General features: G+C 41.1%; 25 protein-coding genes and 1 tRNA gene. 4 read left to right on the plus strand and 22 right to left on the minus strand.

Features of this window, described 5'->3' with window-relative positions; all coding sequences use genetic code 11:
- A partial coding sequence (locus tag FTT85_RS12715; protein WP_179994364.1) for a zinc ribbon domain-containing protein occupies positions 1 to 110 on the plus strand: 110 nt, incomplete at its 5' end.
- Between the two features lie 242 nt (positions 111 to 352).
- Here the strand turns inward: FTT85_RS12715 and prpF are convergent.
- Positions 353 to 1,543, minus strand: coding sequence for a 2-methylaconitate cis-trans isomerase PrpF (gene prpF / locus FTT85_RS12720; RefSeq protein WP_180183679.1), 1,191 nt, complete (start codon positions 1,541 to 1,543; stop codon positions 353 to 355).
- Positions 1,544 to 1,873: 330 nt separating this feature from the next.
- Here prpF and FTT85_RS12725 point away from each other — a divergent pair, with 330 nt between their 5' ends.
- The 3 genes from FTT85_RS12725 to FTT85_RS12735 all read left to right on the plus strand — a co-directional run bounded on the left by FTT85_RS12725 (position 1,874) and on the right by FTT85_RS12735 (position 4,822).
- Positions 1,874 to 3,262: an amino acid permease gene (locus FTT85_RS12725; protein WP_078189974.1), complete on the plus strand. Its 1,389-nt coding sequence runs from the start codon at positions 1,874 to 1,876 to the stop codon at positions 3,260 to 3,262.
- A 73-nt stretch (positions 3,263 to 3,335) separates the two neighbouring features.
- Positions 3,336 to 3,411: transfer RNA gene (locus FTT85_RS12730), tRNA-Arg, on the plus strand.
- Positions 3,412 to 3,577: 166 nt separating this feature from the next.
- On the plus strand, positions 3,578 to 4,822 hold the full coding sequence (locus tag FTT85_RS12735) for an integrase arm-type DNA-binding domain-containing protein (RefSeq protein ID WP_180183680.1): 1,245 nt from the start codon (positions 3,578 to 3,580) through the stop codon (positions 4,820 to 4,822).
- A 55-nt stretch (positions 4,823 to 4,877) separates the two neighbouring features.
- On the opposite strand, the gene FTT85_RS12740 is transcribed toward FTT85_RS12735, so the two are convergent.
- The 21 genes from FTT85_RS12740 to FTT85_RS12840 all read right to left on the minus strand — a co-directional run bounded on the left by FTT85_RS12740 (position 4,878) and on the right by FTT85_RS12840 (position 22,337).
- Complete coding sequence (locus FTT85_RS12740) at positions 4,878 to 5,870, minus strand: phage late control D family protein (RefSeq protein ID WP_180183681.1); 993 nt, start codon at positions 5,868 to 5,870, stop codon at positions 4,878 to 4,880.
- Entirely contained in the window at positions 5,861 to 6,076 is a 216-nt protein-coding gene (locus FTT85_RS18940; RefSeq protein WP_180183682.1) for a tail protein X, read from the minus strand. Before FTT85_RS18940 ends, FTT85_RS12740 begins: the two co-directional genes overlap by 10 nt.
- 4 nt (positions 6,077 to 6,080) lie before the next feature.
- Positions 6,081 to 6,452 carry a phage tail protein gene (locus FTT85_RS12750; protein ID WP_218955474.1) on the minus strand — a complete coding sequence of 124 codons (372 nt, stop codon included), beginning with the start codon at positions 6,450 to 6,452 and terminating at the stop codon, positions 6,081 to 6,083.
- A gap of 32 nt (positions 6,453 to 6,484) precedes the next feature.
- Complete coding sequence (locus FTT85_RS12755) at positions 6,485 to 9,229, minus strand: phage tail tape measure protein (RefSeq protein ID WP_180183722.1); 2,745 nt, start codon at positions 9,227 to 9,229, stop codon at positions 6,485 to 6,487.
- Positions 9,230 to 9,446: 217 nt separating this feature from the next.
- A complete protein-coding gene (locus tag FTT85_RS12760) occupies positions 9,447 to 9,719 on the minus strand; it encodes a phage tail assembly protein (RefSeq protein ID WP_180183684.1) in 273 nt (90 codons plus the stop codon).
- A 1-nt stretch (position 9,720) separates the two neighbouring features.
- Entirely contained in the window at positions 9,721 to 10,230 is a 510-nt protein-coding gene (locus FTT85_RS12765; RefSeq protein WP_180183685.1) for a phage major tail tube protein, read from the minus strand.
- Positions 10,231 to 10,241: 11 nt separating this feature from the next.
- Positions 10,242 to 11,414, minus strand: coding sequence for a phage tail sheath subtilisin-like domain-containing protein (locus FTT85_RS12770; RefSeq protein WP_218955475.1), 1,173 nt, complete (start codon positions 11,412 to 11,414; stop codon positions 10,242 to 10,244).
- A gap of 75 nt (positions 11,415 to 11,489) precedes the next feature.
- Positions 11,490 to 11,894 carry a hypothetical protein gene (locus FTT85_RS12775; RefSeq protein WP_180183687.1) on the minus strand — a complete coding sequence of 135 codons (405 nt, stop codon included), beginning with the start codon at positions 11,892 to 11,894 and terminating at the stop codon, positions 11,490 to 11,492.
- Positions 11,891 to 13,306, minus strand: coding sequence for a phage tail protein (locus FTT85_RS12780; RefSeq protein ID WP_180183688.1), 1,416 nt, complete (start codon positions 13,304 to 13,306; stop codon positions 11,891 to 11,893). Before FTT85_RS12780 ends, FTT85_RS12775 begins: the two co-directional genes overlap by 4 nt.
- Positions 13,306 to 13,839, minus strand: coding sequence for a phage tail protein I (locus FTT85_RS12785; protein WP_180183689.1), 534 nt, complete (start codon positions 13,837 to 13,839; stop codon positions 13,306 to 13,308). The genes FTT85_RS12780 and FTT85_RS12785 overlap by 1 nt, the downstream gene beginning before the upstream one ends.
- Positions 13,836 to 14,753 carry a baseplate J/gp47 family protein gene (locus FTT85_RS12790; protein WP_180183690.1) on the minus strand — a complete coding sequence of 306 codons (918 nt, stop codon included), beginning with the start codon at positions 14,751 to 14,753 and terminating at the stop codon, positions 13,836 to 13,838. The genes FTT85_RS12785 and FTT85_RS12790 overlap by 4 nt, the downstream gene beginning before the upstream one ends.
- 7 nt (positions 14,754 to 14,760) lie before the next feature.
- Entirely contained in the window at positions 14,761 to 15,099 is a 339-nt protein-coding gene (locus tag FTT85_RS12795; RefSeq protein ID WP_218955476.1) for a GPW/gp25 family protein, read from the minus strand.
- A complete protein-coding gene (locus FTT85_RS12800) occupies positions 15,100 to 15,735 on the minus strand; it encodes a phage baseplate assembly protein V (RefSeq protein WP_180183691.1) in 636 nt (211 codons plus the stop codon).
- Entirely contained in the window at positions 15,732 to 16,310 is a 579-nt protein-coding gene (locus FTT85_RS12805; RefSeq protein WP_180183692.1) for a hypothetical protein, read from the minus strand. Before FTT85_RS12805 ends, FTT85_RS12800 begins: the two co-directional genes overlap by 4 nt.
- Positions 16,295 to 16,804, minus strand: a complete 510-nt coding sequence (locus FTT85_RS12810; protein ID WP_180183693.1) for a phage tail protein — start codon at positions 16,802 to 16,804, stop codon at positions 16,295 to 16,297. Before FTT85_RS12810 ends, FTT85_RS12805 begins: the two co-directional genes overlap by 16 nt.
- On the minus strand, positions 16,801 to 17,124 hold the full coding sequence (locus FTT85_RS12815; RefSeq protein WP_180183694.1) for a hypothetical protein: 324 nt from the start codon (positions 17,122 to 17,124) through the stop codon (positions 16,801 to 16,803). The genes FTT85_RS12810 and FTT85_RS12815 overlap by 4 nt, the downstream gene beginning before the upstream one ends.
- 5 nt (positions 17,125 to 17,129) lie before the next feature.
- Positions 17,130 to 17,420, minus strand: coding sequence for a hypothetical protein (locus tag FTT85_RS12820; protein WP_180183695.1), 291 nt, complete (start codon positions 17,418 to 17,420; stop codon positions 17,130 to 17,132).
- 50 nt (positions 17,421 to 17,470) lie between these two features.
- Positions 17,471 to 19,459, minus strand: a complete 1,989-nt coding sequence (locus tag FTT85_RS12825; RefSeq protein ID WP_180183696.1) for a phage major capsid protein — start codon at positions 19,457 to 19,459, stop codon at positions 17,471 to 17,473.
- Entirely contained in the window at positions 19,459 to 21,012 is a 1,554-nt protein-coding gene (locus FTT85_RS12830; protein ID WP_180183697.1) for a phage portal protein, read from the minus strand. The genes FTT85_RS12825 and FTT85_RS12830 overlap by 1 nt, the downstream gene beginning before the upstream one ends.
- A 3-nt stretch (positions 21,013 to 21,015) precedes the next feature.
- A complete protein-coding gene (locus tag FTT85_RS12835) occupies positions 21,016 to 21,561 on the minus strand; it encodes a hypothetical protein (RefSeq protein ID WP_180183698.1) in 546 nt (181 codons plus the stop codon).
- Positions 21,562 to 21,686: 125 nt separating this feature from the next.
- Entirely contained in the window at positions 21,687 to 22,337 is a 651-nt protein-coding gene (locus FTT85_RS12840) for an Ltp family lipoprotein (RefSeq protein WP_257232162.1), read from the minus strand.
- Positions 22,338 to 22,345: the final 8 nt, after the last annotated feature.

The raw sequence follows: 22,345 nt of genomic DNA on the forward strand, positions 1-22,345 counted from the left end.
AATGGGAGTGCATGAGCTGTGGTACAGCTCATGATCGAGATATAAACTCAGCTCTAAACATTCTTGCGCTTGGGCATAAGCGTCTAGCTGTAGGAATCACCCTCTTTTAAGGGGGTGAGGATGTCAATAAGTCTTTTTTAAGCATGGTTTCGCTACTTTTTTTCAGGGTAAAGCTACGCAAAATGCTAACAAAATTAATCTGACATAAATCACAGAAACTTTCTAATATTAAATGCAGTTCATATTATATAAAAATATATACCAATTCATGATTTGCTTATTCATATAAAAGATAAAGGCAAAAAAAAGCCCCTGCAAAGCAGAGGCTGATTTCAAATGAGATGTTAAATACTTAATCTAAACTATCCGCAGGAATACGCACCCAGCCTTCCATTAAGACACGCGCACTTCGGCTCATCACGGCTTTTTTAACGACCCACTGACCATTTTCATAAATTGCTTGCGCACCTACACGTAGCGTCCCAGATGGATGTCCAAAACGCACAGCTTCTCGCTCCCCACCACCCGCGGCTAAGTTCACAAGCGTCCCCGGTATCGCCGCAGCTGTACCAATGGCAACTGCCGCTGTGCCCATCATGGCATGATGCAGTTTCCCCATCGACAAGGCACGAACCAATAAGTCCGTATCTTGTTCTGAAATTTGTTTAGAACTCGAAGATGTATAGGCTTTCGGCTTTGAAACAAATGCAATCTTTGGGGTATGTTGACGCTGCTCTGCTTCTGCAATATCTGAAATCAAACCCATTTGTTGTGCACCATAAGCACGGATTTTTTCAAAACGGGCCAATGCCTTGGCATCACCATTGATCGCATCTTGCAGTTCAGTGCCGACATAACCAATATCTTCTGCATTTAAGAAGATCGTTGGAATACCTGCATTAATAAATGTTGCAGGGAAACTGCCTTCATCGGGTACGGTTAAGGTATCGACCAAATTCCCTGTAGGGAACATAGCGCCGCCATCTTCACCATCATCTGCGGGGTCTAAAAATTCAATTTGAACTTCGGCTGCTGGGAAGGTCACACCATCTAGTTCAAAATCACCAGTTTCTTGTACTGCACCATCAATAATAGGTACATGCGCAATAATGGTCTTTTGAATATTGGCTTGCCAAATACGAACCGTACACAAACCATTCTCAGGAATACGTGATGCCTCAACCAAACCATTTGAAATGGCAAATGCACCAACCGCTGCCGTTAAGTTTCCGCAGTTACCACTCCAGTCGACAAATGCTTTATCAATCGACACTTGTCCAAATAGATAATCTACATCATGCTCAGACTGTGAACTTTTTGCCAAAATCACGGTTTTACTGGTACTTGAAGTCGCTCCCCCCATCCCATCAATTTGTTTGCCATAAGGATCTGGACTGCCAATCACACGCAATAAAAGTTGGTCGCGAACTTTTCCAGCTTGTTGTGCTGCAAGCGGTAAATCATCTAGCTTGAAAAATACACCTTTACTTGTACCACCACGCATATAAGTCGCTGCAATCTTAATTTGGGGAGCAAAACTCATTTTTATTGAATCCTTAATCTTTATCATTGTGTTTTGGCAGAGCGTTCTTTTCTGCACTTTTGCATCATACAATGTTTAATTGAAGTTTTAACAATCACATGACTTAAGTATAAAAAAACAACATTCGATACCTTTTCCATATAAAGCCAAGTATCAGAATTTCAATTAAAATAAAATTAATCTATTGATTCATAAATTTTTAATTCAGCATTTAAAACGAAAAATAGGTTATTAAATATATAAATATTTTTCATCAATTTTGAGCTACTAGGCTATTTATTCTCTATACATTACAATTACCAAAATTAAACCATTCTCGGGAAGAGTAACTTGACTACCAATTCCTCCGAACTCAAGCGTGGCTTAAAGAATCGTCATATTCAATTGATTGCCATGGGTGGTGCAATTGGTACAGGCTTATTCTTGGGCTCAGCGCATGTGATTCAATCTGCTGGACCATCCATTATTCTCGGCTACGCCATTGGCGGTCTGATCGCCTTTCTAATTATGCGTCAGTTGGGTGAAATGATCGTCCATGAACCTGTAGCAGGTTCATTTAGCCATTTTGCATATAAATATTGGGGGAAATTTCCAGGTTTCTTAACAGGTTGGAACTACTGGATTCTCTATATTTTAGTGGCAATGACAGAACTCACCGCTGTTGCGAAATACATTAATTATTGGTGGCCTCATATTCCAGCGTGGGCATCTGTACTATTCTTCTTCGTGATCATTACTTTAGTAAACTTAGGTAATGTGAAGTTTTATGGTGAATCAGAGTTTTGGCTGTCGATTATTAAAGTCACTGCGGTTATTTCGATGATCGTATTTGGTTTGTATTTGCTACTGACTGCAGATGCCAACTCAACAGCATCATTTACCAACTTATGGAGTCAGGGCGGCTTCTTCCCAAATGGTTTTGAAGGCTTATTCTTCATGTTGGCTTTCTTGATGTTCGCCTTCGGTGGTATTGAACTGATTGGTATGGCGGCGGCAGAAGCTGAAAATCCAAAAGAAACTATTCCTAAAGCGATTAACCAAGTTGTATTTCGTATTTTGATTTTCTACGTGGGTTCTTTAACTATTCTATTGTCACTTGTGCCATGGAATCAACTTGAACTAGGTGGTCTAGACAAAAGTCCATTTGTGATGATCTTTAGCCAACTAGGAATTGATTGGGCTGCACATTTACTGAACTTCATTATCCTAACTGCAGCACTGTCTGTTTATAACAGCGGTATGTATGCCAATAGCCGTATGCTTTACAGCTTGGCAAAACAAGGTAATGCCCCAAAAGTTTTCGCTAAAACCAACAAAAGTGGCGTACCAATTCCAGCAGTATTACTTTCTGCAGTACTGATTTTCGGCTGTGTACTCTTAAACTACTTCGTACCCGAAGATGCACTTGGTCACTTAATGTATGTGGTGGTTGGTGCACTTGTCCTGAACTGGGCGATGATTACCATGACTCACTTACAGTTCCGTCGTGCAAAACGTATTTTGAATTTTACAACGTCTTATCCTGCACTTTGGGCACCAGTCAGCAACTACATCGTTCTGATCTTTATTGCTTTAGTTCTATTTATTATGTGGACTCAGGGCTTTATGGAATCTGTTCTAATGATCCCTGTTTGGATTACAGTCATGTTATTAATGTTTAACTATCTTAATCCTAAAGATTTGAGCGACATTGACCCCAATGAAGTTCATAAAGACTAAGTAATTTAAAAAGTTATTGTTTCGGCAATAACTTTTTTTTTAGCTAAAATAGGAGTACATTAGCCTCCGTCTTGCGCTCTTAGCTTAACTGGATAGAGCAGTTGCCTCCTAAGCGACCGACGTGGGTTCGAGTCCCGCAGAGCGCACCACCCTAGATTCCATGATAATCCATCATAGTCCGCCAAACATAATAAAATCAATTGATCGGCTAACACTTATAGAGTTTAATAGTCCGTCATAGTCCAGCATAACCCAATATTTTTTACGGTATCTTTTACGGTATCGAGAAAATACCGCAAAAGTGATACCGCAAAAATGCCTAAAACCGTTGTACCGCTTACAGATGCGAAGATAAAAAAAGCGAAATCAGTCGATAAGCCGATCAAGTTATCAGATGGTTATGGTCTCTACCTTTACATCGATAAGAATCAGCAAAAATTTTGGCGCTTTGATTATTCCAGACCATTCACTAAAAAAAGAAATACTTTAAGTTTTGGACCATATCCTGAGGTAAGCCTTGCTGAAGCAAGACAGAAACGTGAAGATGCACGCTCTCTCATTGCACAAGACATCGATCCGCATGAAGAGAAAAAGCGCATCATACAAGAACACATTTTGTCTGAGAAAAATACATTTGCTGGTGTTGCTGCAGAATGGTTCTCTAAACAAAATTTAGCTGAGTCAACCATTAAAGGCCAAACTCGTCTGCTTGAAGTTATTAATTCATATATCGGTAAAAAACCGATAGATAAAATTACACCTGTTGAGGTGCTTAATATTTGCCGTTTCTATGAAAAACAAGACAAGCTCGAAACTGCAAAAAAAGTAAAAGTAAAATGCGGTCAAATATTTAGATATGGAGTTGCAACTGGACGCTGTGAACGTGATGTCACACAAGATTTACGCGGAGCACTAAAAGCTCCTCAGGTTAAACATTTATCAGCTCTTACTGAAGTGTTCGACTTTGCTCAACTTTTGCATGACATAGATTTTTATGAAGGTACTTTTATTACTCGAACAGCTTTAAAAATAGCACCACTTGTTTTTGTTCGTCCGGGTGAATTGCGTCATGCGAAATGGACTGATATAGATTTAGAGGAAGCAACTTGGTCTTATACCCCACCAAAAACAAAAAATAAAACTGGCGTTCAGCACATTGTCCCGCTTTCAAAACAAGTATTAGCAGCGCTTCTGGAGCTAAAGCCAGTAACCATGCACAGTCAATTTGTTTTCCCAAGCATCGCAACAAATGCAAAACCAATGTCAGAAAATACAATTAATCAAGCTTTGCGAAGGATGGGCTATACATCAGAAGAAGTGTGCGGGCATGGTTTTCGTGCATCTGCACGTACTATTTTAGAAGAGGTTTTAAGTTACCCTGTTGAGATTATTGAACAACAGCTCGCGCACAGGGTTAAAGACATGCATGGGCGTGCATATAACAGAACAAAGCACTTAGCTAAAAGAAAGGTGATGATGCAGCACTGGTCTGACTATTGTGATGAGATTAAAAATAATTACTCAAAATCAAAAACAATTAAAAGTCATGAACTTATTTAAAAGCTAGCAAAGTATGCAACAAGGCATGTTTCTTTGCTAGCAACGTAGGATAGCATTAATCTTCATCACTCAAACTTTTCACAGCCTCAATACTTGTCTTAAAACCGATAGACTTATCAATGCTATGCGTAGCCTGTTCAATCACCCAATCCCCTGCAATACCTTCTCTAAAATCACTCATAATTAAATTTGTTTCTGCGGAAATGTTTGGATCGCCTGGCATGCCTACCGTTAATTTATCTTCATTACGCCTTGAAGTATCGAGACTTGCTTGGGCAGCTGCTTGTGCACTAGCCTCGTCGGGATAGTTGTGTCTCAATCTTCTAACAGGCTCACCATCCCCGACTTTTACTTCATGTTTTTTAGCCTTAGCCTTTTCATACCAATAGCAAATAACTGAACCATTGCTCTCTGCTGAACTTCGGGTCATAGACCAGCTTGAAACCTGATTTTTTGATAGCGTTACTGTGCCTGTATCTTCCTCCCCCCTTTTTACAAAGACGATCTTGCCACCAGCGGGCTTACAGATCGCATCATACCTCTTGGCTAGGCGCATCAAAAATGCCAAATCAGATTCATCTGACTGTGATATTTGGGGCAACTTGATTGCTTGTAGCGAGCTACTGATCTTGGATCCTAAACCGTGCTCACCCGCAACCTTGGAAATCACTTCTGAGATAGTTGAATCCTTGGGCCATGTTCGTGACTTTTGAGATTGCAAAGCTTTTTTGCCTTGACTGCTCTCAACCTGAACAGAAGCACGACCTCGTATTACCATCTTTGATGGTGGTCCTGAAAGCTCAACCTCATCGACAACAAAAAGCCCCATCTTGACCATCGAGCCATCGTAGCCTATTGCAATCTCTAATTCGGCTCCACGTGGCGGCATGTCGATTGGGTTGTCCGGATCATCAATTAAATTTATTTCACAGGTATCGGATTCATAACCAGTCTGATCTGTAACGCTGATAGATTCTAGGAGGTCAAATATCGACTGACTAATATCATTGCCATTTGCTATGACTTGAAAGCATGGAGCTAATCCCATAACTTCACCTTCTTATTTGACACATTTGTAATGCTTTCTTGAGTTGGCAATTCAATGAGTATCCCGCCCGGTAGACAAGCTGGCTGATCAGACAATCGTGGATTAGCATCAAAGATTTTCTCTACAATTCTATTGCTAGTATTGCCATAATATTTATGGGCGATATAACTCACTGTATCGCCATCTTTCGTCATATATGATGCCATTTAGCTACCAGTCAAACTTCTTGATACTTAATGTAAATTCTTGTCTACGAGGAACACCCATCGCAGCAAAGACACCCTGACCCTCTTCAACGCTATTAATAACCCACTGACCCATTACTTTACCAGTACCGGATACCAGCATGTGTGGCTGCCCGACACCACCCAGCGCCCTCAGGCCATCTAGCTGTTCAAATCCACCTTTAAATTCAGGGAAAATCACACCGTTTAATGTTATGACGTCTGCACCGGGACCTAAGTACTGCAGATTATCTAGCTCCCCAAAAACAGGTTGCTCTGCCCATTTAAATTCAGTTGTTCGACTCAGCTCCTGATATGCTGCCGTATCAATGCCAAATTTAAACGGTCCAAGCGCCATCATCGTAAATTTACCGTATACATGACCATCCATTATTGCGCATACCCCCAGTCAACCATTGAGCCACGTTGAGCAATACCTTTTGCTCGGTTAAGCTTTTGCATCACCATATTTGCAATTTCATCTGCGCTCTGCCCTTGTGCAGCATGAATCGTGATAGTTATGTTCGGAGCTAATCCACTACTGCTACCACCATCGCTACCCAAAGCTCTCGCGCTATTAGGCTGAATAGCGGCAGATCTTAGACTTGGTGCAGGCGGTGCTTGGTTAAATGAATTCAACACCCCACCAAATTGCTGTCTTAAAGCAGGCGTACGCTTCTCCATACCAACACCAATACCATCAACAATAAATCCCCCCAGGCCTGCCATAACTCGTGACGGTGAGTGAATATCCATCTTCTTTTTCATAAAGTCAGGCATATAGCTGTTAATGCTTTTCCAAACACTTTTTAATTTTTCAAAACCCGACAAGATCCCAGAAATCAGACCATCAATAATGTTTTTCCCAATTGTCATGAAGCTACCTGCCAAGTTCGACAGAAACAATTTAATAGCATCAAAGTTTTGCACAATGTAGCCAAGAGGTGTGATAGTCAAAAATAGAGTGCAAAGACCTGTCCATGCAGTAGAAACAATACTTTTGATCCCACTCCATGCACTAGACATAAATGAGCCGATCGCAGTCATTCCAGCACTAATCACACCAGATACAGCTGTAAATGCAGATCCAATAAAAGAGGTAATTGAAGTCCATACATTACTAACTACACCGTAAACAGCATTAAAACCATTCACGAAATAAGTTTTAATTGTATTTACCCCAACCATAAAATAGCTTGAGATTGTCGCCCATAGCTGACTAAAGAAAGATGAAATAGTAGACCAGTTGGCGATAATTAATCGAGGTATACCAATAATAGGAACTAATAAATTCAAAATTGGATTGTTTGCAAATACTTCATCTATGCTTTTAATAACACTTTTAATGAAATTGACACCAGTGTTAAATACCCCCGTAATACCATCCCAAGCACCTGACAATGTCGATTTAATTCCACCCCAAGCTGAACTAATAGTAGACTGAACACTACTCCATAAATCCGAAAAAAACGCTTTGATCGGCTCCCAATTTTTATAAATCAGATATGCTGCGCCAGCTACCACGGCGACAATAGCTACAATCGCCAAAACCATTGGATTAGCTAACATCGCTTTTCCAACAATACCAAATACAGTACCAATCATCTTGATGGGTGCAATCATTTTGCCAAGCATGGTGATTGCCACACCAGAGCTAGCCCCCAAAACAGAAAAACTACTTACCGCCAGTGCAATTGGTCCAATAATTGTTGTCACAGCAAGTGCTACTGCTGCAATACCTCCTACGACAGCAATAGCACCAACCGCTACTTTAGTAAGTGTAGACGCCAGCTGTGGGTTTGCTTGTGCCCAACTGGTTACAGACCCAATAACTTGAGACATGCTTTCTGCTGCTGATGACACAACAGGTAACAATACAGTCCCTATTGTAATCCCCAAACCAGCGGCATTATTTTTTAGTAATTGAAGTTTGTTTGCTGTTGTGTTTGCTCGTGCCTCATACTCGGACTGCATGGAGCCATCCCACGCCTTTTTATTTGCTTGAGACACACCATTTAAATTTTTCTCTAAAGCATCCATATTGGTAAGTAGAGGCGCGATTGAGCCAAGTGATTCGGAACCAAAAAGCTCTTTAAGCATAGATCCTTGTCGATACTTATCCAATTTAGAAATTTGCTTCAATACATTTAATGTTGTAGCTTCAGCATTAACTTGCATACCTTTGGCAATTTTTTCAGAATCCAAGCCTAGTTCTTTGTATACGGCTTTCTGACTTTTTGTAGCTGATTCGCCAGCAACCAAGGCAAGCATCATATTTTTGATACCTGTTGCCGCTACCTCCTCAGCAACCCCCATTCCTCTAATCGTTGCACCTAGTGCTGCAATAGATCCAGAAGCAAACCCACCAACTTCACCTAATGGTCCAATCCGCTGAACAATCTCCATAATCCCTTTTGCTGCGGCTGGTGTTGTGTTTCCTAGAAAGTTAATTTTATCCGCTAATGTTGTTACTTCAGATTGTGACATTTTAAATGCTGTACGCATTTCTGCCATTGCTTGACCTGACTCTTCAGCGCCGATATCAAATGCTACGCCCATTTTTACAGCGGTTTCAGCAAACTTGGTTAACTCACCAGCCGCGATACCAGACTGTGCACCAGAGGCAACAATATTTGCGATATCTTTCGCAGCCATTGGTAAGGTTGTGGACATCTTGAGAATTTCTGTGTTGATTGATTTAAACTGTGAATCCGTGCCACTAAATACTTTTTTCACATCTGCCATTGCGCTTTCAAAATCAATTGCCAGCTTAACAGGGACAATCATCGCTGCAGATGCAGCTACAGCTCCACCCAACACACTTCCAGCAGTACTTCTTACCGAGGCATTCTTTTGTCTTAATTCTTCTATGCGGTTTAATTTCTCTTGCGTCTTGGTAAGACGGTTTAATTCTTCTGTAACTTTGGAATAGCGTGCACGCAGATTATCTACATTTTTACCCATGCCGCCAAAAGTTCGGATGGACTCGCCCAGCATGACTTGACTCTTTTTAACACGCTGAATTTCAGATCCAATTTTTCCCAACTGTGTGGTTGTGCCGCTAATAGCTGTTCGCAAAGAACCTGCGACCGCACCACCAATAGTGATAATTGCACTTAACTTCTTATTTGACATCGCATCCGACACACCAAAACCAATGTGTCATTTTTTATTTATGTTGGCTTTTATTCATTATTCACTTATGCAAAGAAAAACCGCACTTAAGCGGTTTCTCTAGGGAGTCCATCACACCACCACATCAGCCTTGAAATTGGCATACTTTGTATTTCTGACAATGGCCACGATGTGGTGGATGAAAGTGCAATCGTCATTTGTCGAATGTCATTTGCACTTATTCGGTAAAAAGTGTGTATGACTCTTGGATGCGTTTGTAATCTTTAAGACCCAGCCCTTTAATAAAATCAGGAGCAATCTCACATAGATTTGCAAACATAGTAATTTCTTGCTCAGCACTTGATGTGCCTTTGCTTTGTAACTCAGCAGAAAGTAAATCTTGCACTGTTGGTTCGCGCATACTGATCTGATTCAAACCACCATAAGCACGGCTTAATGTAATTTGGTTCATACCTTCATTTTCTTGAATATATTCTTTTTGAGTTGTCATTTTACATTCCTAACGCTGAGCGAATATCCGCTAATACATCTGTGCCATTAATAATACGAACCATGTTGATCACATCAATTTCATGAACAACAGTGCCGCCAATTGTTTGCTTGTAATAAGTCAAAGATAAATCATATTTATCTTTGGGTGCTTCGCCTGCCTTAGATGTACCTTGGCTGATTTTAACGATTTTCCCTGTCAGATTATGAACAACAGCCGTTACAGTACCGTCAAATGATTCCATGGCTTCACGTACAGTGAATGACTTGGTGTTGCCTTCTTTGATACCAAAAAGAGACAGCACATCTTTACTGTGTGAGTTCAAAGTAAAGTCGGCTGTTAATTTTTCCATGCCCATTGTGAGATCGATCGGCGCATCCATACCACCGGCACGATACTCTTCAGTTTGAAGAGATAACTCAGGCATATTGGCTTCATCGGTATTTCCTGCGAAACCTTTACCGTCAACAAAGAGATTAAAATTCTTACGAATATCTTTTGCTACACCCATTTCAATACTCCTTAAGAAAAGATCTCTTTGATATAGTCATTGACCAAATGAGAACGGAAAATAATATGCTCAGCTGGGTAAACTGGCGTGAAGTCAAAATCGAAATACACTTTACCCTGCGCAATTTGATCCGGTGTATTTAGCTCAGGATCTGCCCAGCATGAACCACCAATAATCGCGCCAATGTTCTTCAAGTAGCGCAAATAGGCATTTACACCTTCAACAACATCTTCAACATAGGTTTTAGTAATACCGCGATCGACAGCCCATAAATGTGCTGCATTTAATGATTCATTGATCATGTCTGCTGTTCGAACCACGCACAAGAATTCCCACTTAGCATCAGATGACAAAGTACGGTTACCCCATAAACGATAGCCATTCTGGCGGATAATCGTGGCCACATTGGATTCGTTTAAAAGGTTAGCGCGACTGTTGGGATCGCCCATTTGAAAATCAATTGCTCGATCGGTGCCAGTAATACCACTAATCGGCTGGTTTGATGGAGACCACCACCAGCCACGTTCATTGTCAGATTTAGCAATCAGACCAGCGACGTAGGCACTTGACCATGCAGTGACAGTTTCACCATTTACTACTTTTTTACACTTAGGATCGACTAAGAAGATTCGCTTTGAATCAAAGTCTTTGGAGTAGGCTATCGCATCTGCATCATTTGTGTTCGGGCCATCTGCAATAACAACTGCACCCAAACGCGGAGCAATAGCATTCAGCTCGGAGGTGACAGGATTTGCATCACCATCTTGTCGATTGTGAGTAAAGCCAGTCGCAATTAGAATTTTTGGCGCAAAACCTACAATATTTTCTGCGGCTAAAAAACAGTGCACACCCTCATAGCCGCCATTAATAGAATTATTGCCACCGATAATATTTGCTAGAGTTTCTGTTTCACTAGATCCCTCATCAACTCGAACCACAATGACTAATGCACCAATCTGGTCGAAGATTGAATCAACAGCATCGGAAAGAGTGCCAGACACACCAAGCTTTGCAGCCTGTGTACGTGAACCAGCAATTAAAACTGGCGTGTTAAGCGGAAATAATTCTTCATCAGCATCAGGTGCTGTACCAATCAAGCCAATTGTCGAGCTTCGGACAGTCGTAATTGGTCGCGCACCATCATCTACCGTGACGTTTTGAATACCATGTAAAAAGTTATCCATCATGAATCCACATCGTTTGTATGGATTCATTTTTAATCATAGTGCTAATGTTTTCATTATTCACCTTTTCACACACTAAAGCGTTAATGCATATTCCCACATTTCATTTACTTGCTCAGTTGAAAGCTTGAGTAAGCCACACATCGCGATAACTGATTCACTTGTACGATGAAACTCTGTGCCTTCACCATATTCAATCTGGATCACTGATCGTGTGTAATCGTCTTTAATTGACGCAATCGCCACATCAATTTGATCAAGCATACTGTTTGCCAGTAATGCGAGTTTAAATTGTCGTCGAGTTAACGGTCGAAGTGATGCTGTATATAGTGCGAGTTTTTCTTCATTCGAAAGAGCACTTTGCGGATTAATGTGTGCTTCAATTTCTTCAGCAGACATCTCAATGTACTCACCAGTGATCAGGTGATATTGAGTATCATCAAACGCATGTACAGAGCCCTCTTTTTTAAAGTATCTCACTTGTATTCCTCCCAAGATGTAAGGATAATCCCATTTGATGATATCGGGATATCTGGCTCCAAGTCCATTGAATCTCTATATGGCTTTAATTCATACGTGCTCCCTGGCCCAACTATGATAACCTTTTTCACAGAGCCGGTTGAAGATTTAACATAAAGTTCACCATTGACATACAACCTAACATGGGATTGGGGGATGCTGATTCTGACACTATATTCTATAAAAATTGGCCAAGGGTTTGTGTTTTTAAAGATAGTGTTAAATGCCCTTCGGCTTAGCTCATTATACCACTTTTGATTTACACCAAAACCGCAAACAATATCTTTATCACCAGTAAACGTTACCCCGTTGATTTTCGCCCCAGGGTTTAACGTTGATGCAGATCCGGCATTACCAGTAATACTTGTTTGCACTGGTGCAAAATGCTGAACCGCTTCTTTTAACAATTGAGCATTAACAACTCTTGGTGTGTCTTCTGTGCCAGATTTGAGCTCAGCGAGTGGGATGAGCGTATAAGTCGTATTAGGTGGTGTACCCCATTGGCCATCCTCTCGTAAATACTTTGTAGTCGTTTTGCCGCTACGTCCTGGCACCAAGCCCACTGATGTTGATCCAGTGAAAGTAGGAATGTCTTTTTCAGTAATTGCTGTCGCAAGCCCCTTATTATTATATGTTGCTACAAGAGTTTTGATTGGTGAGCCGTATGTACCCTCAACCACGCCAGAGTTTGCCAGTGTCAATATAATGCTTCTATTCGATGCTCCATCAAAAGAAGTAGAACCTGTTGCATCCCCTGAGACAGATATAGTACGAGCTGTAAGTAATTTAGATGCCGATGCTGCATTATCTGTTTTATTTAACTTTTCATCTTGCAGCTTTTTCCCCATTGCAGCTGAAAGCACTTTCAAGGCATCATCAGTGGTTAGATTGTTAACAATATCTTTAATCAAAATAAAGTTTTGCCGCACCCATTCTTGTGTTGCAAAAATCAATGATTCATCAAGAATTAAGCTCACAACTTCTGCACTATTAACATCAATAGTGAATTTTAATTGATACTCACGGACAGCTTCGTTTGAGGCCTCTTTATAAGTTGCTGGTACAGATCCATTACTAATCAAAATATTGTTAGCAATTAATCCTATTTCTCGAATATAAAACCCACCAATATTTGACGGAATCACAGCCCACACTACAATCCAATTGTTTTTACTTGGATGTTGTTCATATTTTAATATCTTCTGCCTGTGAACTTCTTTAATTAAAGCGGTTCGCGACTTACTCGGTGTCGGCACTGATCCGTTGCCATCTCCGAATGCAATATGTGTAATATCAAGTTTTGTGTTGCTAGAGATTGCTTTTGCAATAGCTTCATCACCAGCGTTGGTCGTGATGCTGTAATATTCACTCATTATAATCTCGGCAATATTTCAACAGTAATAGCGTCTTGCATAGCAATAGCTGATCTGATCATCAAAATAGGGTTTGAAGTAAATTGTAGATTCGACAAATGTCGACTCCCAGACTTATTTTCACTTACCAGCCGAATCACTTCCTTATTCACTTCTTCACTCAAGCCCTGCCCAACCACATCAATCTCTAAATAAAATGTACCAGGCGTACCCTTAGGCTCAGTGTGAAACCATTCGACAATTTCAACAACATAACCAAAAGGCTCAAGTGCATTTTTTATTGAAGCTGGTGTACCTTTGATTTTATGCGCAGAAAAAGATTTTTTAATAACAGTGCGCTTTAATGATGGTGACCAATCATCACGCCAGTAATCAACTGAATGTTGAATTGCTGAGAAATTTAAAAAGGCCTCAGGCTGAGTGTCTGTATTGATCAAGCAACTCAAACGACTCTCTACATCAAGCTCCGTCCTATTAGTTTCGGAAACATTTCTCTCAAGTTTGGTCGAATTGACAGGTAGCAACTCACTCATTCATAAGCTTCCATTTTGATTTTAACGCTAGTGCAATGACCTGCTTGTGATTGATCCAAAATGATATCTTGAGCCGGGCTATCAATTTTCACATGTTCAATTCCAGCTACATGTAAAACTGAATAAAGCGCACTCAGTCGTATAGATCTCCCTATGCGGCGTTGCTCTTTTACATATGCATCAATATTTGCACTGGCTTGCTGAAGTAGAACACTGTTATTCGCTGTTAAGGGTGCGTAAAGAGTTGCGACAATATTAAACTCAACAATAGAAACCGATTTAACTATAGGTCTATCACAAACCGGTCTAACCTCATCATCATTTAATGCGATTTGAACAATATCGATTAATTCCTTTGATGCAGCACCTGTTTCCGAATCATTTTGCAGAATAAAGATATCTAAATAATATGGTGTTTCAGGCGGTGAGATTACAGATACATCTCCAACTCGACCATCTGCCGAATGCGCGAAATACTTATAAGCTGAGATTGGACCAGCCACACTCAATCCATCCATAGCCAAAATATAGCGATATCTCAGATCATCATCTGATTCTTTCACCTCAGCTATTGGTGGCATTACTCGATTGTCAGCTGGCGTAATCGTTAAACGTTGAACACCACGATCAGCTACAAGATGATCTAAGTCAGTACCTGATGAGTACATCACTAAAAGTGCTTTAACATCCTCATTACGCTGCTGTCGAAAAATAAGTTCTCGATAGGCACTTTCTTGAAGTAGCTTAGTGACAGGTTCTGATTCGCGACTAATTGTTTTAGCCATTTTTGCACGTTCTTTTTCATCACTATAAAGCGATAAAAAGTATTCTTTTCGCTCCGCTAAAATCTTTTCAAAATCTAACTCTTGAATAAGCTTTGGAGGTGCAAGATAGTCAAAATTAATACCAGCCATATTCCACCTACTTCCTAACGACTATTCCGTCAATTTTAATAACTTTATTATCAAGTTTGTATTTTCCAGTCAGACTCAAAACCACCTCGCCAATTTTATAGCTTGTGATCCTAACTTGGTGCAGCTCTAGACGGTCTTCCCAGAGTGCCAGCGATTCAGCGACTGCAGAATAAATATCAATAGTACTGGAGCGGTTTAAAGGCGAATCTATAAGCTCAAACAATCTAGATCCATAGGCACCACGCATTACGCGTGTGCCAATAGGTGTGGTGAGAATATCTTCGATACTCTGTTTCAAATGATCTAAATCATCAATCTGAGCACCCGTATTTCTATTCATTCCCATTTAAGGCACCACTGTACCTGAAGTTCCTGTTCCGCCCTGAACACCACCATGTTTGTGAAGCACCCCAACCTCAATACCCAAGTGCTTTATAGATGAGCCTTTCACATCCAAGTTATTACTAATCTCAGTTTCACCTGAAACCTTTAAAGAGCTTTTCAACTCAGACTCTCCATCAACTTCAAGTGCACCACCAATTTTTACATCACCAGTGAACTCAACCTCATCACTGTCAATTTTTGCATTTGTACATTTCACGATGACGTTGCCGCTGGATTTGGATGCATCTATCAATAACGTATGAGTTTCTTTGTTGTACTCGACAATGGTGCCGTCGCTATAAATGGTTCTAGGATTACCATCATCACCAGCATCGGGAAAATCATCTTGTGATATTGAAAACCCAATCACACCTTGTGTTAAATCTCCGCTTGGAGAGAACACGCATACCTGTTCATTCTCACTTGGCGCTGAATATTGTCGATCATCACCAGCACGCGCCTTTGCCCACTGTAAACCCTCAATAATCTCACCATCAAAATCCACAGTGGCCAAACCATCTTTTACGGATACAACTCGACCGTATCGGATAGTGTTTGCCAGAATTCTGTCAGTATTTGATGCAGCATAATCACTCATAGCTTCACCTTAAATTTTGATAGTGGCTTGTATTCATCTTTGTGAGGTATACCCACACGTGGCACATAGCTATAAACAGGGATGGGGGTAATCCCCTCTTGTTTCCAAATATTTTCACCCACGACGATTTGAGTAGAAAAATCCACACGCCACACTTCAAAGCGATCTAGTTCAGGAAAAAATGCATCTTCTGAAATATCTTCTACCGTACTCAACCCAACTCCATATTTTCCAAGTTGAGTAAAGTGCTTATTCTGAAAAATATAGAGGGCAACACCAGCAGCCAATTTTCGGACATTGATCTTGGCTCTACGCTGATTAAACGTATCAATAATTCGTGCTTCAAATCGTGCAATTAAAGGCAGCTGCTCTGTGCCCATATCACCCTGATCATCAATTTCAAAATTAGTAAGCTCTAAAAGCAGTGCTGGCAGTTCTTTTGCCGCTGGTGCCTTGCGCTCTTCTTCATCTCGATAGAACTGGACCAATTGAAAGGCTGGAAATTGCGCTCTAAGTTTTTCTTCAATCACATCATGCAACTGATCAAAATCCACGCCCGCTATCGCATCTGCCATCTCAACTCATGCTCCAAAGTTCTAAAAAATTGCTCTTGATAACCATCTGAAAAAGCATTTCCATCTAAATATGAATCAGCCTTTTCTTTAATTTCGAGCACTTGTTTCTCGATTGGTAATCGCCCCTTTCCAGAGCGCTTAAACACTTGCCCTTTTGCGATAAAAGCACTGTCTCTTTTATGCTTTCCGGCTGTCACACCTTTTTTAGTTTCTCTAGCATTCAGATGAATTAATGAGATTCCATTCAATCCATACCAAAGCTTGACTGTCCAACCCGTACTGGTCTTTTGAATGCTTGTTTTTCGCATTCGTCTACGAATGATTTTCTGTGTGACTTGCAATTCAGAACTCAAACCTTTGACCGTTCTCGTCTGCACCCACTTCGCCATGCGATTTAGTGTTCGACTGAGCGCTGCATTGACTTGTTTTTCAGTAGGCTCAAGTTCAGCAATAATTGCTTCAATTCCTTGAGCGCTGATATCGAGTGAAATCATTCGTTAATTTCTAATTTCAGTATCGAAAGACCTGTGCCATCTTGCTGTGGATAGGTCATAACATAAAACTTACGACCATCCTTGAGCAGCAAAAGGTCCCCCCGTTTAACCTCTAAAACATCAACCGATTTACAAGTGAAACGAGGCTGAGCATCATCAACCTCATATTCACCAAGCTGGGCATTCAAATATGGCTCATCAAAGATTCCTGTAATGGATTTATCCTCTGAGCCGTTCTCAAGCTGCAAAGTGGCTGTTATGGCAAATCCACCAACAGAATCAGTCTGAAGAAACACGTCCAAATTTTCCCAACTTGGCATAGCGCTTACTCAGCTTCTGCAGCAGCTTGAATTGCTTCAATCAATTTTTCTTTAGTCAGCGAAGCATCAAGTTCAACTTCATATTCATTCAGCGCAAATTCAATAAGCTGTGCTTTAGTTAAAGTGGACAAATCAATTTCTTGCTCTTCATCACCACCTTCAACCAAGGTGCCGCGACCACGGCGCAACAAGTCTTGTGCCAACGCATGTGACACTTCGACCTCCTCACCCTTTTTACGAATTTCACCATCAATTACAACGGCAGAAGTTAAAGCAATTAAGACATTTAGTTTCATGGTATGTACTCACAAAAATGGAGTGGAAAGCCACCGAAGTGGCTATTCAATTAGACAGTTTTTTTGCCGTAACAGATTGAAGCTGTATTACGAAGAATGAAGTCAACATCTTGGAAGCCAACGATACGCACACCACCCTTTGCACTTGATGAATATGGATCGATAGTGATATCGAGACCGCCCCACAATGCAATAATCAAGTCAGCAAAGTTACCAAAGAAGACATCACCATCAGCAATCTGGTTGGTAATCTCAGTACGGTAGCCATTCACCGTATTGCCCGGTTCCCAAATTGTACTTTCAGTACCAGAGCCAAAACGCGCTGTTGTTTTTGCATGCCCACGCATTAATGCGTTAAATACATAAGCCATGCTATTTGTATCAGCATTGTCTGAAGAAATTTCAGATTCCATTTTTACAAATTCTGCAAAAGTCGGATTATCGGCAGCAAAATTCACAGCATTAATGCCTGAGGTATTTTTTAAGCCAAGCGGCTGATTATCACCGCCTGTACCGTAATAAGCTGCATGATCAATTTTGAGAGCAATCGAACGGTTTAAGTCATCCCACACAAGATTTTCTGCAGCTGGTGAACTTTGCTGTAAAAGTTTGCGTGTGATTTCAACACGACCACCAACGGTTTTAGGCGATGCTTTTAATTGTGCTGTGTTAGGATTTGAACCGGTAACTTCTTCATCCTCACCCAACCAATATGCGGATGATCCAGCCGTTTGTTTTGGAATATCAACATCTCCAACCAAACCGCCCATGACATAACCCAGGCCCATAATCGTGGTACGGTTACGGAGCATGTCAATGAACATATCGGCACGATGATCTTCAGCAACAATGGCTGCACCCGAAGTTGTCGTACCACCTTTTTCAAATGCGCGATTCAATACATCAGACGGCACCAAGATACCTTGTGCTGTACGGCCATAAGATTGCTCTGCTGCGCGGCTACATTCAAACTCAAAAGCTGCCGCTTCTTTGTCTGCCTGAGTTGCATTTGGAAGTAATGCACGTACTGCACGCATTAAACTGAATTGAGCGATTTCAGAACCAGTTAAGCCAATGCCGGCATCACGTTTTTGTTCGCTCAAAGGTTTACCTTGCTTGCCATGCATACGCTCTAAAATTGCGTTTTGCAGTTCAGCAGGTGATTTGTTTTCATCAATGTACTGACGCACTAAATCGCTTGCACCAAAACGCTCACCTAACTGCATCAATTCACCGACACGCTTACGCTCTGTTTCAGCTCCACGTTCTGCCGTATCGCCTACTGCACGTACCAATTCAATTTCGCCATAACGCTCGCCATTTTCATTGATACGCTGACGAACTTGGTTGCCGTCTTTATCTGTAAAATAATCCCAATTCATAGTCTGTTTTCTCTGCTGCTGCGGAATTTGAATATTGTCGATGTTGTCATTTTGCGAATTAGCAGACTTGTTTTCATTATTCACAATTGCAGAGCGGCCTACGCCCACATTGGTATCTGCAGGAATAGAAACTAGAGAAATTTCATAAGGCTGCCATTCGGTAATCAGATAAACGTCATCATGTTCACGCTGTTCTTTTAAAATGGCTTTTTTAATGTTGTATCCGACGCTGATATTGGTGCGAATTAAGTCATCAATATCTTGCAGGATTTCCTCGCCGCGCGCCGACTTACTCAAACGCACCAACGCACGGCCTTTGCGCTGTGATTGATCTAGCCAAGCATTTTCAACAACACCGACTTGATCACGTGAGTTATGATCCATCAAAAATGGTGCACGCGTGTTCAAGCGAGAAAATTCAATGGCGCCGGGGCTGTGATCCAAAATTTCAACACCAAACCAGCGGCCAACTTCTGTTTCACTGGAAAATGACAGCTCAACCGTTCTTTTTTCCATATCGACTTTAAAATCATCAACAACATAATTGCGAATTAATGTTTCTTTATTAAAGTCTGGTAATGGTTTTGTCTGAGATGCATCGCGTGTCATTGCTGTGCCAATTAATGCCGTAGCTAAATTGATACGGTTAACTTTCATTACATACCTTCCTTCGGACGTCCAACCGCCCCTGTTTGTTTGCGCCCCATACTGGCAAGCACCATCTCTTCTGCTATTTCTTCAGAGAATCCTTGATTGATGTATTCGTCTTTCATTGTTTTTAAATCACGTGCTGCTTCTGACCAAACCGTTTGCGGATCTTTACCTTGTTCGCGAATCACCGCACCTGGTGAAGTCAACATGTTGTTTTTGGCTTTTTCAGCAGCTGCAACTTCACTCGATGGATCAATCCAAGACCAGCGACGCGCCTGCCAAGAAACTTTATTGAATCGATCGATATCCATTGCTGAAAATGAGTTGCCATTCTTTTTCTTGATGTGGCCTTTAAGCATCGAATATTTCAGCCATTCGTAAAAAATAGGCTCAATCAGTGTTTCAACAAGCCATTGCTGAAGTTCTTTCCAGTGCTCGCGCTCATCCAATGTGCCTTGACGAATACTTGAGAAATTGACGTTTTCCAAATCAGACGCAAGGTTGTTGTATAAAACCCCCATACCCGCTGACATAGAGCGCAACATCGCTTTATGAAATGGCAGAAACTCACCTGTTGGATAATTCGGCGACCATTCTTTAAGTTCTGCACCTTCCGGCAACATTGGGAATTCGCCAGCTTGCGACTCAATTTGAATTTCATCATCTTCCTCAAACTTGGGGCCGAAGCCCTCTCTCCATTGAATGAATCCCATTTTGTTTGCAGAAACGCGGGCATTCACAATTGCTGAATCTTCAAATTCTGAAATTTGATGCAGACGAAATAAGCTTGTAGAAGTCCATGGCAAACCGCGTTTTTGCCCAGTCATCTCCTCTAAATAACCATGAATAATTTCAGCAGCTGCAACCCGTGTGTAATTATTGGTGCTGGTTCGATAATGAACATCGTCACCATCGGTCGCATTAAAGAAATAAGCTATCGGCTTTCCGTATGCATTGAACTCGATGCCCTGCCGAATAAAATGCCCGCCGCCCAATTTAGCGTTGTAATCTACTGGACAACGTTGCGCATCAATCAACTGTAAAGAAAATCCCCATGGGCCTGCCTGATCTCCGACAATAATGCGCACAAAAAATTCACCATCTTTCGCAGCGGAAATAACGCATGAACGCTGAATTGAGCGCCATGTGTTCTTGCTGCGGATATCGCAGTTTGTTTTTTTACTCCATTCCTGCCAAGCGAGCTCCAATGTATCGTTAGCATAACTATCCAGCTTTCCCGCTACTGTTTTAATTTGAGCTTGCATTAAAACACCATGTGGTCCAACAATATTTTGATGCGCCATGCGGATATAATTTTTAGCGTAATCATTGTTTGAACATTGCTCACGGCTTCGGGCAACTAAAATCCGCTGGTTGCGCTCAATAACAGTATCCGCGCTGATCGGCACGGACGGCCATTTGCTATTTAAGCGCCCGGACACGGCGGCTTTAAATGAGCGCACCATGTTCCGATATAGTTTTTTAGGTTTAGCCGCGACACTGTTAGCCTCTGGCTCCTCCGATGTTCTGCTCTGCTCTTCTTTTTTGAATCCAAACATTGATTACCCCAGACGTACGCGAACAGCTTTACCAAACAGACTTTTACCCGATGCTTTTGCCTGCTCACGATTGACTTCAGCGCGGTATTGGCTGCGTAATTTAATTAGCGTCTCAATTGGTGTGCGGTATAGTTCACGGTTATTAATGCGGTAGCGTTCTTGGTCTAAGCTGGCACGCCCTTCAATGACCGCCTCCAAAGCAGCTAAAGTTTTTTGCGCATGGCTTCTTAAATCAGCGTTGTCTGAAATAGATGCAAGGTCAGCTTGGATCTCAAGCGCACCTGATTCAAGCTCTTCAACTTCACCCGTTGCAGAATTCACAGCACGGAGTGAAAAGCCATAATGTCCGGCTTTATAGTCTTTGGTGATATCTGCAGGAATATTGAATGCATGCATATTTCCCTGCACTGTAGCCTGCAGATCAATTGCACTTGCACCGCGTAGATATGCATAAATTGTCCAATCAGATGCTGGATACGCAGTTAAATTCAGCTTGAGTTTAAACGTTGTACCTGCTTTGATGTGGCTAGGAAATAATTGACCACTCATGTATTTTTTAACCAAAAATGCGCTTTTTCTTGGTTTTATCATCATTTTTTAGGTGTTTTTTTTCATTATTCACAATTGCAAAAAACCGCCTTTGTAGGCGGTTTTAAATCATTTAATTCTATCTTTTATGAGCATGCTCCTGCTTGTTTCGCTCCATATGTTGCTTGACTTTTTGTGTATTTATCACCTGCACTTGATGAAAGCTGATCAATTAATCCATTGCAAGAAAAACCGCTCATATCAAGATATTGGGCAGCACTTCGAGCCGCTTGTTCATTCCAATCAACATTTAAGCTATCTACTGCAATAGTAGCATCAGCTTTATCATAACCATCCCCGTAGCTTGATGAAAGTTGGTCAATCAAACCATTTCGCGAGAAACCGGACATACTTAGATATTGGCTAGCTGATCTAACGGCATTACTTTGTGGACGAGTTAAACTCTGTACCTCTTCTGCAACTTCTTGCACTTCAACCTCAGGAGTTTCTTCAACAGATTTTTGATCCTCTACAACTGAGGGATTTACTTGAACAGGTTGTTCTGAAGAAGACTTCACCTCACTTGCTGTTTTCTGTTGCTGCTCAATTCGAGCCCGTTCCTCATCTGACATTGTTGCATTAACAATAAGTGAAGACACAATCATAGCTGTAAAGAATATTAGAAATGCTTTCAGCCTAGTCTTAATTTTAAAAATACTTGGTTTAATTAAAGCTATAATTAAACATATAAAAAATATAACGCTTAAAAGCGAAAACAACCCATTTAAAAAAGACATAACAAGCC

It is taken from the genome of Acinetobacter sp. YH01020 (assembly GCF_013420275.1).
GTDB classification, from domain to species: Bacteria; Pseudomonadota; Gammaproteobacteria; order Pseudomonadales; family Moraxellaceae; genus Acinetobacter; species Acinetobacter amyesii.

Coding starts and splice junctions, on each gene's coding strand:
- FTT85_RS12760 (WP_180183684.1), bottom strand. CDS start 9,719: ATGACAACTCAAAAAGAATATATTCAAGAAAATGAAGGTATGAACCAA.
- FTT85_RS12780 (WP_180183688.1), bottom strand. CDS start 13,306: ATGAGTGAATATTACAGCATCACGACCAACGCTGGTGATGAAGCTATT.
- prpF (WP_180183679.1), bottom strand. CDS start 1,543: ATGAGTTTTGCTCCCCAAATTAAGATTGCAGCGACTTATATGCGTGGT.
- FTT85_RS12765 (WP_180183685.1), bottom strand. CDS start 10,230: ATGGGTGTAGCAAAAGATATTCGTAAGAATTTTAATCTCTTTGTTGAC.
- FTT85_RS12840 (WP_257232162.1), bottom strand. CDS start 22,337: ATGTCTTTTTTAAATGGGTTGTTTTCGCTTTTAAGCGTTATATTTTTT.
- FTT85_RS12825 (WP_180183696.1), bottom strand. CDS start 19,459: ATGAAAGTTAACCGTATCAATTTAGCTACGGCATTAATTGGCACAGCA.
- FTT85_RS12750 (WP_218955474.1), bottom strand. CDS start 6,452: ATGGCGCTTGGACCGTTTAAATTTGGCATTGATACGGCAGCATATCAG.
- FTT85_RS12805 (WP_180183692.1), bottom strand. CDS start 16,310: ATGGCAGATGCGATAGCGGGCGTGGATTTTGATCAGTTGCATGATGTG.
- FTT85_RS12810 (WP_180183693.1), bottom strand. CDS start 16,804: ATGATTTCACTCGATATCAGCGCTCAAGGAATTGAAGCAATTATTGCT.
- FTT85_RS12830 (WP_180183697.1), bottom strand. CDS start 21,012: ATGTTTGGATTCAAAAAAGAAGAGCAGAGCAGAACATCGGAGGAGCCA.
- FTT85_RS12795 (WP_218955476.1), bottom strand. CDS start 15,099: ATGGGAATGAATAGAAATACGGGTGCTCAGATTGATGATTTAGATCAT.
- FTT85_RS12740 (WP_180183681.1), bottom strand. CDS start 5,870: ATGGGATTAGCTCCATGCTTTCAAGTCATAGCAAATGGCAATGATATT.
- FTT85_RS12755 (WP_180183722.1), bottom strand. CDS start 9,229: ATGTCAAATAAGAAGTTAAGTGCAATTATCACTATTGGTGGTGCGGTC.
- FTT85_RS12785 (WP_180183689.1), bottom strand. CDS start 13,839: ATGAGTGAGTTGCTACCTGTCAATTCGACCAAACTTGAGAGAAATGTT.
- FTT85_RS12820 (WP_180183695.1), bottom strand. CDS start 17,420: ATGAAACTAAATGTCTTAATTGCTTTAACTTCTGCCGTTGTAATTGAT.
- FTT85_RS12815 (WP_180183694.1), bottom strand. CDS start 17,124: ATGCCAAGTTGGGAAAATTTGGACGTGTTTCTTCAGACTGATTCTGTT.
- FTT85_RS18940 (WP_180183682.1), bottom strand. CDS start 6,076: ATGGCATCATATATGACGAAAGATGGCGATACAGTGAGTTATATCGCC.
- FTT85_RS12735 (WP_180183680.1), top strand. CDS start 3,578: ATGCCTAAAACCGTTGTACCGCTTACAGATGCGAAGATAAAAAAAGCG.
- FTT85_RS12800 (WP_180183691.1), bottom strand. CDS start 15,735: ATGAGTGATTATGCTGCATCAAATACTGACAGAATTCTGGCAAACACT.
- FTT85_RS12790 (WP_180183690.1), bottom strand. CDS start 14,753: ATGGCTGGTATTAATTTTGACTATCTTGCACCTCCAAAGCTTATTCAA.
- FTT85_RS12770 (WP_218955475.1), bottom strand. CDS start 11,414: ATGGATAACTTTTTACATGGTATTCAAAACGTCACGGTAGATGATGGT.
- FTT85_RS12835 (WP_180183698.1), bottom strand. CDS start 21,561: ATGAGTGGTCAATTATTTCCTAGCCACATCAAAGCAGGTACAACGTTT.